15 protein-coding genes are annotated in these 14,732 nt (G+C 71.7%); 9 read left to right on the forward strand and 6 right to left on the reverse strand.

The features are described 5' to 3' along the window. Window positions 1–36 precede the first annotated feature (36 nt). Both KBX50_RS01280 and KBX50_RS01285 read left to right on the forward strand, forming a co-directional pair. A complete protein-coding gene (locus KBX50_RS01280; protein WP_210933855.1) occupies window positions 37–201 on the forward strand; it encodes a hypothetical protein in 165 nt (54 codons plus the stop codon). After that, entirely contained in the window at window positions 191–1,408 is a 1,218-nt protein-coding gene (locus KBX50_RS01285) for a helix-turn-helix domain-containing protein (protein ID WP_210933856.1), read from the forward strand. The genes KBX50_RS01280 and KBX50_RS01285 overlap by 11 nt, the downstream gene beginning before the upstream one ends. A gap of 134 nt (window positions 1,409–1,542) precedes the next feature. Here KBX50_RS01285 and htpG read toward each other — a convergent pair whose 3' ends face one another. From htpG to KBX50_RS01305, 4 genes are all read right to left on the reverse strand, one after another. After that, the gene (gene htpG / locus KBX50_RS01290) at window positions 1,543–3,459 is read right to left on the reverse strand and encodes a molecular chaperone HtpG (protein WP_210933857.1); all 1,917 of its coding nucleotides are present in this window, start codon (window positions 3,457–3,459) and stop codon (window positions 1,543–1,545) included. 88 nt (window positions 3,460–3,547) lie between these two features. Beyond that, window positions 3,548–4,183 carry a GerMN domain-containing protein gene (locus KBX50_RS01295; RefSeq protein WP_210933858.1) on the reverse strand — a complete coding sequence of 212 codons (636 nt, stop codon included), beginning with the start codon at window positions 4,181–4,183 and terminating at the stop codon, window positions 3,548–3,550. After that, window positions 4,180–5,535 (reverse strand): cell wall metabolism sensor histidine kinase WalK, encoded by a 1,356-nt coding sequence (locus tag KBX50_RS01300; RefSeq protein ID WP_210933860.1) that lies wholly within the window; start codon window positions 5,533–5,535, stop codon window positions 4,180–4,182. The genes KBX50_RS01295 and KBX50_RS01300 overlap by 4 nt, the downstream gene beginning before the upstream one ends. Next, window positions 5,532–6,221 (reverse strand): response regulator transcription factor, encoded by a 690-nt coding sequence (locus KBX50_RS01305; RefSeq protein WP_093405811.1) that lies wholly within the window; start codon window positions 6,219–6,221, stop codon window positions 5,532–5,534. The genes KBX50_RS01300 and KBX50_RS01305 overlap by 4 nt, the downstream gene beginning before the upstream one ends. 153 nt (window positions 6,222–6,374) lie before the next feature. On the opposite strand from KBX50_RS01305, the gene KBX50_RS01310 reads away from it, so the two are divergent. From KBX50_RS01310 to KBX50_RS01340, 7 genes are all read left to right on the forward strand, one after another. Beyond that, window positions 6,375–6,854: an STAS domain-containing protein gene (locus KBX50_RS01310; RefSeq protein WP_210933862.1), complete on the forward strand. Its 480-nt coding sequence runs from the start codon at window positions 6,375–6,377 to the stop codon at window positions 6,852–6,854. Between the two features lie 44 nt (window positions 6,855–6,898). Then, window positions 6,899–7,168 carry a GlsB/YeaQ/YmgE family stress response membrane protein gene (locus KBX50_RS01315; protein WP_093405816.1) on the forward strand — a complete coding sequence of 90 codons (270 nt, stop codon included), beginning with the start codon at window positions 6,899–6,901 and terminating at the stop codon, window positions 7,166–7,168. A gap of 85 nt (window positions 7,169–7,253) precedes the next feature. Next, complete coding sequence (locus KBX50_RS01320; protein WP_210933864.1) at window positions 7,254–7,928, forward strand: STAS domain-containing protein; 675 nt, start codon at window positions 7,254–7,256, stop codon at window positions 7,926–7,928. 238 nt (window positions 7,929–8,166) lie between these two features. Then, on the forward strand, window positions 8,167–9,798 hold the full coding sequence (locus KBX50_RS01325) for an MFS transporter (protein ID WP_247672880.1): 1,632 nt from the start codon (window positions 8,167–8,169) through the stop codon (window positions 9,796–9,798). A 47-nt stretch (window positions 9,799–9,845) separates the two neighbouring features. Further along, a complete protein-coding gene (locus KBX50_RS01330; RefSeq protein WP_210933868.1) occupies window positions 9,846–10,646 on the forward strand; it encodes a hypothetical protein in 801 nt (266 codons plus the stop codon). A gap of 68 nt (window positions 10,647–10,714) precedes the next feature. Beyond that, window positions 10,715–11,278 carry a DUF6529 family protein gene (locus tag KBX50_RS01335; protein WP_247672971.1) on the forward strand — a complete coding sequence of 188 codons (564 nt, stop codon included), beginning with the start codon at window positions 10,715–10,717 and terminating at the stop codon, window positions 11,276–11,278. A 25-nt stretch (window positions 11,279–11,303) separates the two neighbouring features. Continuing rightward, window positions 11,304–11,816 carry a Rieske (2Fe-2S) protein gene (locus KBX50_RS01340; protein ID WP_210933872.1) on the forward strand — a complete coding sequence of 171 codons (513 nt, stop codon included), beginning with the start codon at window positions 11,304–11,306 and terminating at the stop codon, window positions 11,814–11,816. Between the two features lie 135 nt (window positions 11,817–11,951). On the opposite strand, the gene KBX50_RS01345 is transcribed toward KBX50_RS01340, so the two are convergent. Both KBX50_RS01345 and urtE read right to left on the reverse strand, forming a co-directional pair. After that, window positions 11,952–13,928: a cellulase family glycosylhydrolase gene (locus tag KBX50_RS01345; protein ID WP_210933874.1), complete on the reverse strand. Its 1,977-nt coding sequence runs from the start codon at window positions 13,926–13,928 to the stop codon at window positions 11,952–11,954. A 114-nt stretch (window positions 13,929–14,042) separates the two neighbouring features. Continuing rightward, window positions 14,043–14,726: an urea ABC transporter ATP-binding subunit UrtE gene (gene urtE, locus KBX50_RS01350; protein WP_247672881.1), complete on the reverse strand. Its 684-nt coding sequence runs from the start codon at window positions 14,724–14,726 to the stop codon at window positions 14,043–14,045. Between the last annotated feature and the right edge of the window lie 6 nt (window positions 14,727–14,732).

Raw genomic sequence — 14,732 nt, forward strand, 5'->3', positions numbered from 1 at the left:
AGAAGCACCAGGTAGCGCGGGCTCATTGGAGGCGGCATGAGGGGTCAGGACGAGGAACCTGTGAGCCGGGGCGAACAGGTCGAGGCGGCCGAGCGGGACGCTGCGCGGCGGCGACTGCTGGAGCAGGCCGAGGCGGAGCGGATTCCGGTGGACGAGACCACGCGGGCGGTACCGGAACGGCGTTGGCGACGTGACCGGTAGGGGTGAGGTGCCGATCGGGCGGCGGGTGGCCCAGTGGCGGACCCGACGGCGGATGACCCAGCAGGCGCTCGCCGACCGGCTCGGTAAGTCAAAGAGCTGGGTGGACAAGGTGGAACGGGGTGCGCGTGCCCTGGACAAGTTCTCGATGATCCGGCAGATCGCCGACGTGCTGCGGGTCGAGCCGGCGGTACTGATCGGCGAACGACCGGCGGCGTCCGTCGGCACCGTGCCGGTGGACGGGCTCGACGGAGTGCGGACGGCGCTGGCCCGCTACGGAACGTTTCCCCTGGTGGAGTGCCAGGTGCCGGTGGTCCAGGTACGGCGACAGGTCGGGCACGCCTGGTTGACCTACCAGCATGCGCGGTATCCGCAGGTGGTCCGGTTGCTGCCGGGGCTGCTGGACGCCGCCCGGGGCATCCCTCGGACCGATGCCGAGCTGCTGATGCAGGTGTACCGGATCGCCTCGTCCGTGCTGGTGAAGCTCGACGAGCCGGATCTCGCCTGGCTGGCCGCCGATCGGGCGGCGACGGTGGCAGGCGGTGACGCGTTGTGGGCCGGCGCGGCGGCCATCTCGGTCGGGCAGGCGTTACGCGCCGCGGGTCGGGAACGGCTCGCGTTGACCTCGACTCTGGACGCCGCCGTACGGCTGGTGCCGCTGTCTCCGGCGGCGGGAGCGCCGGATCCGACGCCGGGCGCTACTGCGGTGGGTGGCACGCTGCTGCTCCAGGCCGCGCTCGCCGCCGCGTCCTGCGGCGAGGCTCGACAGGCCGGGCAGTTGCTCGACCGGGCCGCCGCGCTCGCGGACGCGTCACCCGAACGCGCTGGTGGCGAGCGAAGTGCCGGGGAGGACGCGCAGCGCACGTGTTTCGGGCCGGTCGTGGTGGAGTCGGCGCGGGTGCTGGTGGCGGTAGAGCGGGGTGAGGCTGCCGAGGCGGTGTGCCGGCACGAGGTGGTGATCCGGCGCGACGGGTGGCGGCGGCTGCCGGCCGAGTACCGGGGTGCCTACCTGGTGGACGCCGCACGGGCGTACCTGCTCGCGGGCGACCTGCTCGGCGCCGGCCGGATGCTGGTCGCCGCCGACGCGGTGGCACCGGCCGAGGTCCGGTCGCGGTCGTCGGCGCGTACGCTGCTGGCGGAGATCGCCCGAGGCCGACCCGCACCGGCCGGCGTGGCGCGGCTGAGCACCCTCGCCGGCCTCACCCGCTGACCCGCCGTCGGGGCCGACTTCGTCCCGCCGTCCCGGACGAGCCGCAGCCCCGACACGTTCCTGACGCGCACAGCCACGGTCTTACCCGCTGCCGGGATCGAGTTGGTGCCACTCGATCCCGGCAGCGGGCGCGGCTACAGGGTGCGGGCGAGGCGGTCGGCGAGGATCCGGGCGAACCGCGACGGGTCGGCCAGGTCGCCGCCCTCGGCGAGCAGCGCGGTGCCGTAGAGCAGCTCGGCGGTCTCCGCCAGGGCTTCGCCGGTGCCGCCCTGTTCGTGTGCCTTACGCAGGCCGGTGACCAGCGGGTGAGTCGGGTTGATCTCCAGGATCCGCTTGACCTTCGGCACCTCCTGCCCCATCGCCCGGTACATCTTCTCCAGGGTGGGCGTGATGTCGTGGGCGTCGCCGACCACGCAGGCCGGCGAGGTGGTCAGCCGCGACGACAGCCGGACCTCCTTGACGTTGTCCGCAAGCACGGTGCCCATCCAGCCGAGCAGGTCGGCGTACTCGGTGCGCTGCCGCTCCCGCTCGGCTTCGGCCTCGGTACGCTCCTGCTCGGTGTCCAGGTCGACGTGCCCCTTGGCGACCGAGCGCAGCGTCTTGCCGGCGTAGCTGCCGACCCGCTCGACCCAGACCTCGTCGACCGGGTCGGTGAGCAGCAGCACCTCGTAGCCCTTGGCGCGGAACGCCTCCATGTGCGGGGAGTTCTCGATGGTGACCCGGTTCTCGCCGGTGGCGTAGTAGATGTCGCTCTGCCCCTCGCGCATGCGTTCGACGTAGCCGGCCAGGTCGGTCTGCTCGGCCGGGTCGTGGGTGGAGGCCACCGACAGGATCTCCAGCAGGACGTCCTGGTTGTCGGTGTCCTCCAGCAGACCCTCCTTGACCGCCGGCCCGAACTCGGTCCAGAAGGTGCGGTAGCGCTCCGGCTGGTCGGTCTTGAGTTCCTTGACCGTGGCGAGGATCTTCTTGACCAGGCGGCGGCGCACGGCGCGGATCTGCCGGTCCTGCTGGAGGATCTCCCGGGAGATGTTCAGCGACAGGTCGTGGGCGTCCACCACACCCTTGACGAACCGGAGGTAGTTGGGCATCAACGCGTCGCAGTCGTCCATGATGAACACCCGCTTGACGTAGAGCTGCACCCCCCGTCGCCCCTGCGGGGAGAACAGGTCCAGCGGCGCGTGGGTGGGGATGAACAGCAACGCCTCGTACTCGAAGGTCCCCTCCCCGCGCATGTGGATGGTTTCGAGCGGGTCCGCCCAGTCGTGGCTGACGTGCTTGTAGAACTCGTGGTACTCGGCGGGCTCGACCTCGCCGCGCGGGCGGGCCCACAGCGCCTTCATCGAGTTGAGGGTCACGGTCTCGGTGGTGGCGGGGGTGTCGTCGGTGCCGGGCCGCTCGACGGTCATCCGGATCGGGTGGGCGATGAAGTCGGAGTAGCGCTTGACGATCTCCCGGATCGTCCACTCGGCCGTGTAGTCGTGCAGGTTGTCATCGGCGTCGGCGGGCTTGAGGTGCAGGGTCACCGCCGTGCCCTGGGCAGCGTCGTCCAGCTCGGTGATGGTGTAGGTGCCCTCGCCGGTGGACTCCCAACGGGTACCACCGCTCTCGCCGGCCCGCCGGGTGACCAGCTCGACCCGCTCGGCGACCATGAACGCGGCGTAGAAGCCGACGCCGAACTGACCGATCAGCTCCTGCGAGGCACCCGCGTCCTTGGCCTCGCGCAACTGCCGCAGCAGCTCCGCCGTGCCGGACTTGGCGATCGTGCCGATGACGGAGACCACCTCGTCGCGGCTCATGCCGATGCCGTTGTCGCGCACGGTGAGGGTACGGGCGTCCCGGTCGACCTCGATGGCGATGTGCAGGTCGCCGGTGTCGACGGCGAGGTCCTTGTCGACCATCGACGTCAGGCGCAGCTTGTCCAGCGCGTCGGAGGCGTTCGAGATCAACTCGCGGAGGAACACGTCCTTGTTCGAGTAGATCGAGTGGACCATCAGCCGGAGCAGCTGACGCGCCTCGGCCTGGAACTCCAACGTCTCGGCCCGGTCGTTCACACCAATTCCTTTCCGGTCGTCGGCACGACGGTTCGCGGAAAGGATACGAGTCGTCGCGCTGCGCGTGCGTCCGGTGGTACGCCTGTCCTCAACGTGGATTGATCAGCACAGCGTAGTCGGCCGCGGTGAGCGGCCCCGACGACAGCGAGCCGTCCGCCCGGGGGACGCTCAACGGCGTGCCGCCCTCCAGGAACAGCACCGCCGTGACGTCGGTGCGGGCGCTGAGCGTGCAGACGATCTGACCGTACGCCAGCCGACCGTCGATGCGGCCGGTGTCCACCGCCGTCAGTCCGACGGTGACCCGGGCCACCCCGTCGACCAACTCGACCACCGCGCTGGTGAACGCCCCCGGCAGAGCGCTGGTCAGCCCGTCGTCGCGCTCGGCCGGGGTCGGCCCGGCCAGCAGGGCCCGCAACTGCGCGTCGAGCGCGGGCACCTGGTCGGCGCGGCGGATCACCGGCACCAGGCGTTCGTCGCGGGAGAAGTAGAGCACCTCGGTGACCGCGCCGGTCTCGGCCGCCGTCGGTGCCGCCGTGGCGGTGGACGGGAAGGGCACCGGTGGCGGGGTGACCGCGCGGGGTTGGTCCTCGGCGGGCACCCCGCACGCCCCCAGTAGGGCAAGCACCGTGGCCACCACCAGGGCTGCCCCGGTCTCCCTCAGGGCCCGATCGGTACGCACAGGTCGACCGGCCTGCGCGGGCTCGACGGCGACGGGCCGGATCATGAGACGCTCCCGGGCAGGGTGACGCGGAACCGGGCACCGCCCTCCGGGCGATCGCTGACCGAGGCGTCTCCGCCGTGCGCGACGGCGTGCTGGGCCACCAGAGCCAAGCCCAGGCCGGTGCCGTCGCCGCCGCCCCGGTAGTTGGCCGCCCGACCCCGGACGAAGCGGTCGAAGATCACCTCGCGGTCCTCCATCGGCACTCCCGGACCCTCGTCGTCGACCTCGATCACGCCCGTGTTCGCGGTGTGGGACAGCCGCACCGCGACCGGCCCCGCACCGTACCGTTCGGCGTTGTCCAGCAGGTTGGCCAGCACCTGGGCGATCCGGCGGCGGTCCACCCGCCAACTGGGCGGCGTCCCCGCCGCCAGCTGCACCATCGACTCCGGCAGGTCCCGGTCCCGGCACGCCTGGCGGGCCAGCTCGGGCAGGTCCACCGGCTCCCGGTGCACCGGCTGATCACCACGGGCCAGGTCCAGCAGGTCGTTGACCAGTTGCTGAAAACGCTCGATCTCGTCGGCGACGAGCCGGGCGGCGGTGGCGGTCCGCTCGTCCTGGTTCACCCGGCGTCGGGACAACACACTCGCGGCCGCGGCGAGGGTCTGCAACGGCGAGCGCAGCTCATGGCTGACGTCGGCGGCGAAGCGCCGGTCCCGGTCGATCCGCCCGGCCAACTCGTCGACCATCCGGTTGAAGGAGGTGGAGAGGCGGTTCAGGTCCGGGTCGGTGTCCGGGGCGAGCCGGGTGGTGAAGTCGCCGGCCGCGATCCGCTCGGCCGCGTCGGCCACGGCGGTCAGCGGGCGCAACCCGTGCCGGGTGGCGTACCAGCCGAGGGCCGCTCCCGACCCGGCGACCATGATCGCGACCGCGGTGAGCGCCAGCGCCAGCACCTGGAAGGTCTGCTCCAGCTCCCGCAGCGAGGCGATCTCGTAGAAGGCGGTCGACTCGGACAGCGGCACGCCGACCAGCATCACCGGGCTGTCGTTGAGGCGGACCCGCTGCACCGCCGGCTCCCCCGCCGAGACCAGGTCCTGAAGCCGGGCCGGCACGATGGTGGTGAGCCCGGTGTCGGCGCTGCGCGCGTACCACTCGCCGTCGAGCAGCACCAGGGGTCGTCGGCCGGTGCCGGTGTCCAGCGCCCGCAGCGCCTCCGCGACGTCCGGGTTCTCGGTGTTCAGGCCGGCGCGGACCACCGCCGCGTCGTAGTACGCCGCCCGCAGCACGGTGCGCTCCCGCTCGTTGAGCAGGGTGCGGCGGGTCAGCTCGTACGACACCAGAGCCATCGAGGCGGACAGCAGCAGCGCGCCGATCGCGAACGCGGCGGTGACGCGGGCACGTAGTCCGAGACGTCTCATCGTTGCAGCTTGTAACCGAGGCCGCGCAACGTCACCAGGTGCCGGGGGTTGGCCGGGTCGGCCTCGATCTTCTGGCGCAGCCGACCGACGTGCACGTCGACCAGCCGTTCGTCGCCGCTGTCGTACCCCCAGACCCGGCTGAGCAGCTGCTGGCGCGACAGCACCCGGCCGGCGTGTTCGGCCAGCTCGCACAGCAACCGGAACTCCGTACGGGTGACCGCCACCGGCTCGCCGGACCGCCGCACCTCCCCCGCCTCGGGGCTCACCTCCAGCTCGCCGAAGGCGAGCACCGGCACCGGCTCGGGACCGTCCGGCGCGGTCACCGCGCGGCCGCGTCGGCGCAGGGCGCGCAGCCGAGCGGTCAGTTCCTTGATCGCCACCGGCTTGACCACGTAGTCGTCGGCACCGGCCTCCAGCGCGGCGACGATGTCGTGGGTGTCGTCGCGGGCGCTGACCACGACGATCGGGACGTCGTCGTCGCGGCGCAGCTGGCGGATGCCCTCGAAGCCGTCGATGCCGGGCAGCATCAGGTCGACCAGGACGTAGTCGGCGGGATCCCGGCGCTGCGTGCGCAGCCCCTCCTCGGCGGTGGCCGCTCCCCGGGCCTCGTAGCCCTCGTCCTCCAGAGCGAGCAGCAACGCCAACCGGATCCGGTCGTCGTCCTCGATCACCAGTACCGCTGTCATACCGGAATCATCCCCAAGCCCCGACCACCGGGCCAACCACGGTCGACAACAGGGCGTTTTGTCACGCAACTGTCATCCGTCCGCGCGGTGCCCGCCAACCCCGCTGGGCAGGGTGAGAGCCACTCGGAGACCGCAGGAGAGGGGGCCTTGGCCGTGACCGCACCACGACGCCCCGAGTGCTCGGTGCCGCTGGTGGAGGTGTCCATCACCGAGTTCGACCTGAGCTGCCTGCCCGAGACCGGCGCGGTCCTCGATCAGCTGCTGGCCCTGCACCCCCAGCAGGTCGTGATCGACCTGGCCGGCTGCCGGCACATCGACGCCGCCGCCATCGGCCTGCTGCTCGACGTGCACCGGCGGATGGTCCGCGCCGGAGGGGTGCTGGCGGTACGCAATCCGAACCCGCGCATCACCCGGATCCTGCAAACCGCCCGGCTGGACCAGATCCTGCCGGTGCACATCGACGCGGGAGCCTCCCCGGTCCCGGCCGCCGACGCGGGAGCTGCCCCGGCGACTCCCGCCGCCGCTGCCTCCGCCGGAGCGGGTGTCGTCCCACCGGCCGGCGGGACACCGCCGCCGAGTACGGCGCCGCGCGCTGCCGCGTACGGCCGCGCCGCGGTCACTGTACGCACCTGACCCACCGCAGCCGACCGCACCAGATCGTGAGCACGAGGAGCAGCATGACCAGCGCCGGGATCGTCGCGGCCCTCGCCGTGGGCCTTGCCGTCGGTGCCCTCGGGCGACTGGTCCTACCCGGCCGCCCAGCCGTGCCGTTGTGGCTCACCACGACCATCGGCGCTGTCGCCGCGTTGCTCGGTGCCATCACCGCCTGGCTCGCCGGGGTCCAGGGGTTCAGCCTGCTGGGTCTGGTCGTGCAGGCCGGGCTCGCGGCGATCGCGGTGGTGATCGTGGTCGCCACGACCGGCAAGGAACGCTCCGACTCCCGGTGAGAAGTCCGCACGGCGACGGTGCTCCGCCCGCCGCCCCGAGTTCCGTACCCCGGCCGACCGGCCGCGGCACCGGAGAGGAAGCAGGATGACCGTCGTACCGGACGACAACCTGATGACCCTGATCTGCGACGTCTGTGGCGACACCACCACCGGCACCGCCTGCGTGCTGCCCGACGCCGAGGTTGTCTGGACGCTGGTCTCCGACCAGGGGTGGAGCGGTTCACCGTTCGCCACCGGTCCGCACCGCTGCCCCCGGTGCAGCTCGCTGCCGCCGGGCAGCTCGCCTGGTGACGGCGACCGTGTTGGGTCGGTTCGCAGCGCCGAGGTGGCGGCCACGCCCGCTGACAGCGACCTCGACCCGGACACCGGCGACGCGCTGCGGACCGCGCTGCGCGCCGCGTTCGACGTAGCCGGGACGGTGGTGGTGGATCTGACCCACGTGCAGGTCATCGACTCACTCGGGCTGGGCATGCTCGTCCGGGCCCACCGGGACGTACGCGAGCAGGGTGGGCGGCTGTGCCTCGCCGCGCCGTCGAGGTTCATCCGTACCGTGCTACACACCATGAAGCTCGACGGGGTCTTTCCGATCTTCGACAGTCTCGACGCCGCGCTCGATCAACTGAGTGCCGCAGCGGTGCAGAACGCCGTTCCGCCCGGCGTATCGTCGGTCGACGTGACGCCGAACGACGTGCCACGGCCCGCCGCCGAGGTGTCGTCGCTGCCCACGGCCCGCCGTCCGGCAAGCCGCGTCACCGTCTGACCTCGGCGGGTCGCCCTGGCCGCCCTCGACGAAGCCAGGTCATCCGGCACCGACGCCATCTCGCACGCCGGAGCACGCCGATCGCGTACGGGCAACGTGATCGACCCGAGAGCAACATTGATGTTTGTCTGATAAAGCTTCCGTAGGTTTCGGCAGTCGTCAATCCGCCGACGTTCTTCTCGCGCCGGGACAGCCCGGAGGTCGGTAAACCATGCCCGAAACCCGTAGTGCCGGCGTCATGTCCACGAAGCGTCGCGGACGGCCCGGATTCCTGCTCGGCGTGGCGCTGGTGACGGCCGGCGTCCTGTTTCAACTGCCCGATGTGCGGATGATGATCGACCATGCCCGCACGCGACCGGCGGAGCCAGGCATGCCGGGCATGCCCGGCATGGAAGGCGGTCCCCCCGGCCAGCCGATGGACATGTGGACGCCCACGATGATCCTCGGCATGCTGCTGCTCCTCGCCGGCCTGCTGATGGCGGGACGGGCACTGTTCGCGGGCATCCAGCCACCGGACTCCGAAGGCGTCACCGTGGAGTCGATCGAGCATGGTCGGCTGAGACCGGCCTACTGGATCACCTGCGCGGTGCTGACCATCGCCCTGGTGGTCGACATCATGAAGCCACTCACCCTCGGCTTCGTCATGCCCGGCATGAGCGACGAGTACGGCATGTCGCTCGAATCGATCTCGATCCTGCCCCTGGTCGCTCTCACCGGTACCGCCGTCGGGTCGGTCCTCTGGGGCCTGCTCGGCGACCGGTACGGTCGGCGGACCGCCCTGCTCCTGGCGACCCTGCTGTTCATCGCGACCTCGGCGTGCGGGGCCATGCCGAGCTTCGAGTGGAACCTGGTGATGTGCTTCGCGATGGGCACCTCCGCCGGTGGCCTGCTGCCCCTGGTGTTCACGCTGATCGCCGAGCTGACCCCGCGGCGGCACCGCGGCTGGGTGGCGGTGACCGTCGGTGGGATCGGTGGTCTGGGCGGGTACCTGGCGGCCAGCGAGGCGGCCCGCCACCTCGAGCCGGCGCTGACCTGGCGCGCGCTCTGGCTGATCGGGCTGCCCTCGGGGCTGCTGCTGTTGCTGATGGCGCCGTTGATCCCTGAGTCGCCGCTGTACCTGCTGCGCGCCGGGCGGCGCACCGAGGCCGAGGCGGTGCTCCGTCGTTACGGATCCCGTCTGAGTGCCACGCCACCGGCCGCCGTGGGCGCGGCGACACGCCTCGGCGTGGGGGCGATGCTTCGGGCGTATCCCGTCGTGACGTCGGTGATCGGCGTGGTCGGTGTGGTGTGGGGGCTGGTGAACTTCGGCTTCCTGGTCATGTTGCCCGCGCAACTGCGCGAGGCCGGGCTGGCCGGTGGCGTCGCGAGTGGACTGCTGGCCGACTCGGCGCTCTACTCGACCCCGGCCCTGGCTCTCGTCGTGCTGCTCTACGCGGCCTGGAGCGGTCGCCGGGCGCTTGCGCTGTTCATCGCGATCACCGCGATCGGGCTCAGCGGAGTTGCCCTCTGGACCGCCGACGGCGGCGGGACGGTGCTGCTGCTGGCTTCCATCGGCGTGCTGGTGCTGTCGCTTTCCGCGGTCAACGCGATGCTGCTGCCGTACAGCGCCGAGATCTACCCGACCGCGATGCGGGCCACCGGCTCCGGCTTCGCCGGTGCGGCCACCAAGGTCGGTGGCATCCTCGGACCGTCCGTCATGCTGCTGGTCCTTTCCCTCGGTAACGGGCTTGTGCTGCCGGCCATCGCGCTGGGTGTGCTGTGTCTGGTCGCCGCCGCCCTGCTGCTGGTGTTCGGGCCGGAGTTGGGCGCTTCCGTCGGGCCACTCGCGCGTGAACGACATCCCCGCGAGAGGTTCCTGGCGCGCGGTTGAACCGATCCACCATCGCCGCCCGTACCTGAGTGCGAAGGGAGTGGCCCATGAAGCGCCTGACCCCGTTGCTCACCCTCCTGTCGGGGGCGGTGACGGCTGCTGTGCTGTTCACAATGAGTGCACAGGCATCCCCGCCGGGCACCCAACCCGCGGCCGGTGGAGGTGCACCGGCCGCCGCGCCGGCCCCACCCGCCGACGTGGCGGCGGACGCCGACGCCGAGGTGGACCCCGACGCGGCCACGCCCGGGGAGGAACCGACCGACCCCGACGCCGACGCCCGGCGACCGGCCGGCACCTCGCCGCCGACGGATCCGGACGCCTCGTCGGCCGGGACCGAGGTGGCATCGGTCGAGCGGAACTGGATCGGTGAACTCGAGAACGGGGCCACCATCGCCATCACCGTGAAGGACGGCAAGGCCGAGGCGTACGTCTGCGACGGCCGGAGCATGGAGCTGTGGCTGTCCGGCACGGTACGCGACGGCAAGATCGAGCTGACCGGCAAGGACGCGAAGCTGACCGGTGTCATCCGGGGCGACCGCGCCAGCGGTGAGATGATCGTCGGCGTACGGCGCTGGAAGTTCACCGCCCGCCCCGACGACACGTCGGCCGACGAAGCGGTGGTGAAGTCCGGCTCGGGCACCGCTCCGGCGATCTACCGGGTGACCGACGAGACCCGCAAGGCCGGCTACGACGGCGGCTGGATCATGCGGCCCGACGGCACCCAGATCGGCATCGTCACCTGGAACGGCAAGCCGATTCCGGCGCCGCCGTTGGACCCCGCCTTCAACAGCACCGTGGTCAACGGAGTGACCCTCGTCGCCGAGCCGGTCGTCCCCGGGGCGCGGTGATGTCCCAGCACCGACACGGCGGGGCACGCACGGTGCCCCGCCGGGCGCCGGAGCCCACCATCGAGGTGATGCGGGACTTCGGCGCCCCGCCGCCGAGCGCACCGAGACGGCGGCCCTCGCTGCTGGTGCCGCTGGTGGTCGGGGCCGGGGTGGCGGTGGCGCTCGGTGTCTACGGACGCACCCACACCCCCACCGGCATCGCGGTGAACGTGGCCGGATTCTCCTCCCCGCTGACGGTGAAGGTGTGGCTCGGCACCGGGGCGGCGTTCTTCGCCGTCGTCCAGTTGCTGTCCGCGTTGGCGATGTGGGGCCGGCTCGGCGGCTTCTCCCCGTCCTGGGCCGGCTCGGCGCACCGCTGGTCGGGGCGGATCGCGTTCCTGCTCACCGTGCCGGTCGCGGTGCACTGCCTGTACGCGCTCGGCTTCGCCGACTACGACACCCGTACGCTGCTGCACTCCCTGCTGGGCTGCTTCTTCTTCGGCGCCTTCGCCACCAAGATGCTGACCCTGCCCAAGCGGGGCCTCGCCGGTTGGGTGCTCCCCACCGTCGGCGGGGTCGTGTTCGTCGCCCTGATCGGTGTCTTCCTGACCTCGTCGGTCTGGTACTTCACCACGTTCGGCATCCAGTTCTGATCCCCGGAAAGGCAAGGCACCTCGGATGAACCACGAGCAGGCTGGCTGCTGCCGGTCACGACGCGCCCTGCTGGCCGGTACCGGCGCGGTGGGCGTGGCCACGTTGACCGGCTGCGCGACGTACGGTCAGCCCACGGCGGCACCGCCGGCCGCACCGCCCGCCGGCAGCGCCGGCGCCGACCCGTCGGGCACCTCCGGTGCCGACCCCTCCGGCACCGCCACCCCGGGCGATGACGGCGCGGATCCCGGTACGCCGGCACTGGCCACGCTGGCCGACATCCCGGTCGGTGGCGGCGCCATCTTCGCCGACGCCGGCGTGGTGGTGACCCAGCCGACCGACGGGGTCATCAAGGCGTACTCGGCGACCTGCACCCACCAGGGCTGCACGGTCACCTCGGTCTCCGACGGCACCATCGTCTGCGCCTGCCACAACAGTGTGTTCGACATCGCCGACGGCTCGGTGCGCAGCGGCCCGGCGGGGGCGCCGCTGCCCGCCGCGAACGTCACCGTTGACGGGGACGCCATCCGGTTGGCCTGACCCGGCGCTCGGCGATGCGAACGCGGTGACGCGGCCCACCCAGGCCCGGGCCGCGCGGGGCCGTCCGAGGTGGCGTCACGCTCCCGGGCGGCCCCTGCCCCACCCCGATACCGGGTGAGGCAGGGGCACCCAGCGTCAGGACGCGGTGCAGGTGAGCGCGGAAGGCGTGCCCGATCCGCTGCCGGTCAGCCCGAACGTGGTACTGGCGCCGGCGGCAAGCTGCCCGTTGTAGGGCTCGTTGCGCACCGTCACGGTGGTTCCGGAGGTGGTGAGCCGGCCGTTCCACAGTGACGCGATGGTGGTGCCGGCGGGGGCGGTCCAGCTGACCGTCCAGCCGGTGATGGCCGCCGTACCGGTGTTGCGGACGGTCACCTCCGCCTGGTAACCACCCTGCCAGGAACTGGTGACCCGGTACGTGGCGGCGCAGCCGCCGTCGCCGTTGTCGTTACCGGCCGGAGTGGTGACGGTCGACGGCGGCGAGGCCGCCGAGACGTTGCCGGCCGCGTCGCGGGCCCGGACGGTGAAGGTGTAGCTGGTCGAGGCGCTCAGCCCCGTCGCCCGGTAGGTGGTGCCGGAGACCGTGCCGACCACAGTGGCCGCCCCGGATCCGGTCGCCCGCAGCACCTCGTACGAGGTGACGCCCACGTCGTCCGTGGCCGCCGCCCAGCTCAGCGTGGCGGCGGTGGCGGTCACGTCGGTGGCGGTCGGCCGCCCCGGCGCGGTCGGCGCGGTGGTGTCACCGGGGCCGGGGCCGCCAGCGTAGCGCTCGGCGAGGCTCATGCCGGTGGTGGAGTCGGCGCCGCCGAGGCGCACCTGGTGGTCGAGGCCGACGAACTTGCCGTTGTGCTGCCACAGCGCGGGCTTGAGCATCTGGTTGTACTTCGTCTCGTCCCAGCTCGCCCAGTCGTCGAGCAGCAGGCCACCGGTGTCACCGGAGTTCGGGTTGAGACACCAGAACGTGTGGTGAATGCCGTTCTCGATCATCAGGTCGCGCAGCGCGGCCATCCAGCGGTCCTGCCGGGCGTCCTGCCCCAGCCGGCCGCCCCACTCCCCGATCAGCAGCGGCGCGATGTTCTGCTCGTGGATGTAGAACCAGTTCGGCCGCCACACGTCGTTGGTCAGCGAGTCCTTGTCGAAGTCGCCCTCGAACCACGGCTGCTCGTACACCAGCGGTCCGTAGTCGTGCGGTGAGTAGACGAGCTGGTCCTGCTGGGCACCGAGGTTGACCGGGTGCTCCGCGACGCCGCGCAGGTTGCCGCCCCACCAGTTGTAGTGGTAGTTGGGGCTGCGGTCGGGGTTGGTGTTGGGCGAGTCCCAGGTCGCGCCGGCCCGCGGATAGATCTCGATGCCCTCACAGAGGATCAGCAGGTTCGGGTTGATCGCCAGGATCCGCTGACCCGCCGTCTCGCACGCGTACTTGAAATTGTCCTGGTCGGTGCTGGAGTCCCACTTGGCCCGCTCGGGATCGTTCGGCGTCCCGTGCGGCTCGTTCTTGACGTCCATCGCGACGATGGTGTCGTTGGTCCGGTAGCGGGTGGTGATCCACTCCCAGCCCTGGAAGAACAGCTCCGGGGTGATGCTGCCCTTCCACCACACCGGATAGACGTGGCCGGAGTTGTCCGCCTCGGCGCTGTGCACGTCGAGCATGACCTTCAGACCGTACTTCTCGCACAGCGCGAGCCAGTGGTCGAAGACCTGGAGGTTGTTCAGGCCCTCCAGCTCCGGGTTGACGTACGTGTTGACGTTCGGCCGGATCGTCTGCCCGGCCTTCCACTCCAGCAGCAGTTGCGTGGAGATGGGCACCCGGACGATGTTGATGCCGCGCTGGGCCATCTGGCGGGTGATCGATTCGAGGTTGCCCGACCACAGGCCGTGGAAGACCCGCTCGCTGGCGTTGAAGCCGAACCAGTTGGCCCCGGTGAGCCAGACCTGGTTGCCGGCCTCGTCGACGATCCGGTTGCCGTCGGTGTGCAGCCAGTCGTCGGTGGGTGCGGCGGCGACGGCCGGAGCACCGACCGTCGGCGCCGCCGTCGCGGCGGGCGCGGCGGCGGCCACGCCGAACAGGACGACGGCCGCCGCCGCGACGGCCGTGAGTTTGGTACGTGCGGACATGCGACTTCCTCTGGTGGTGGGTGACGAGGAACGTCGACGACGACCCGTGCCCAAGGGTCGTGGGAGCGCTTCCATCGACACCCTAGGCGGTCTCGGCCACCAGGGGAAGCCACGTCACACCGCGAGCGCCTCCCGAACCGTGTGCTCGGCCGTGGCGCCGCCGTCCCCGGCGGAGGTGACCCGGCCGGACTCCAGCACGTGGTAGCGGTCGGCGACCCGCAGCGCGAAGCCGAGGTGCTGCTCGACCAGGAGCACGCTGAACCCGGTCTGGGCGATCAGGGCCACGATCCGGTCCTGGATCTCGGTCACCACCGACGGCTGGATGCCCTCGGTCGGTTCGTCGAGCATCAGCAGCCGGGGCCGGGTGATCAGTGCCCGGGCGATGGCCAACTGCTGACGCTGGCCGCCGGAGAGCAGCCCGGCCCGCCGACGCAGCAGCGGACGCAGCGCCGGGAACAGGTCCAGCACCTCGGCGGTGGCCGTTGCTCCGTCGCGACGGCCGTCGGCGACCAGGCGCAGGTTCTCCGCCGCGGTCAGGTGGGGGAAGCACTGCTGCCCCTGCGGCACGTACGCGATCCCCCGGGCGACCCGCTCGTGCGGCGCCAGCCGGGTGATGTCCGCACCGTCCAGCTCGACCCGGCCGGCGCTGGGTCGCAGCAGTCCGGCGGCCACCCGCAGCAGGGTGGACTTGCCGGCGCCGTTGTGGCCCAGCACCGTGGCGACCCCGTCGGCGGGGACCGCCACGTCGACACCGTGCAGCACCCGGCTGCGCCCGTAACCGGCGTGCACGCCGCGCATCGCGAG

The sequence above is a fragment of the Micromonospora sp. C51 genome (assembly GCF_018070435.1).
GTDB lineage: Bacteria > Actinomycetota > Actinomycetes > Mycobacteriales > Micromonosporaceae > Micromonospora > Micromonospora sediminimaris.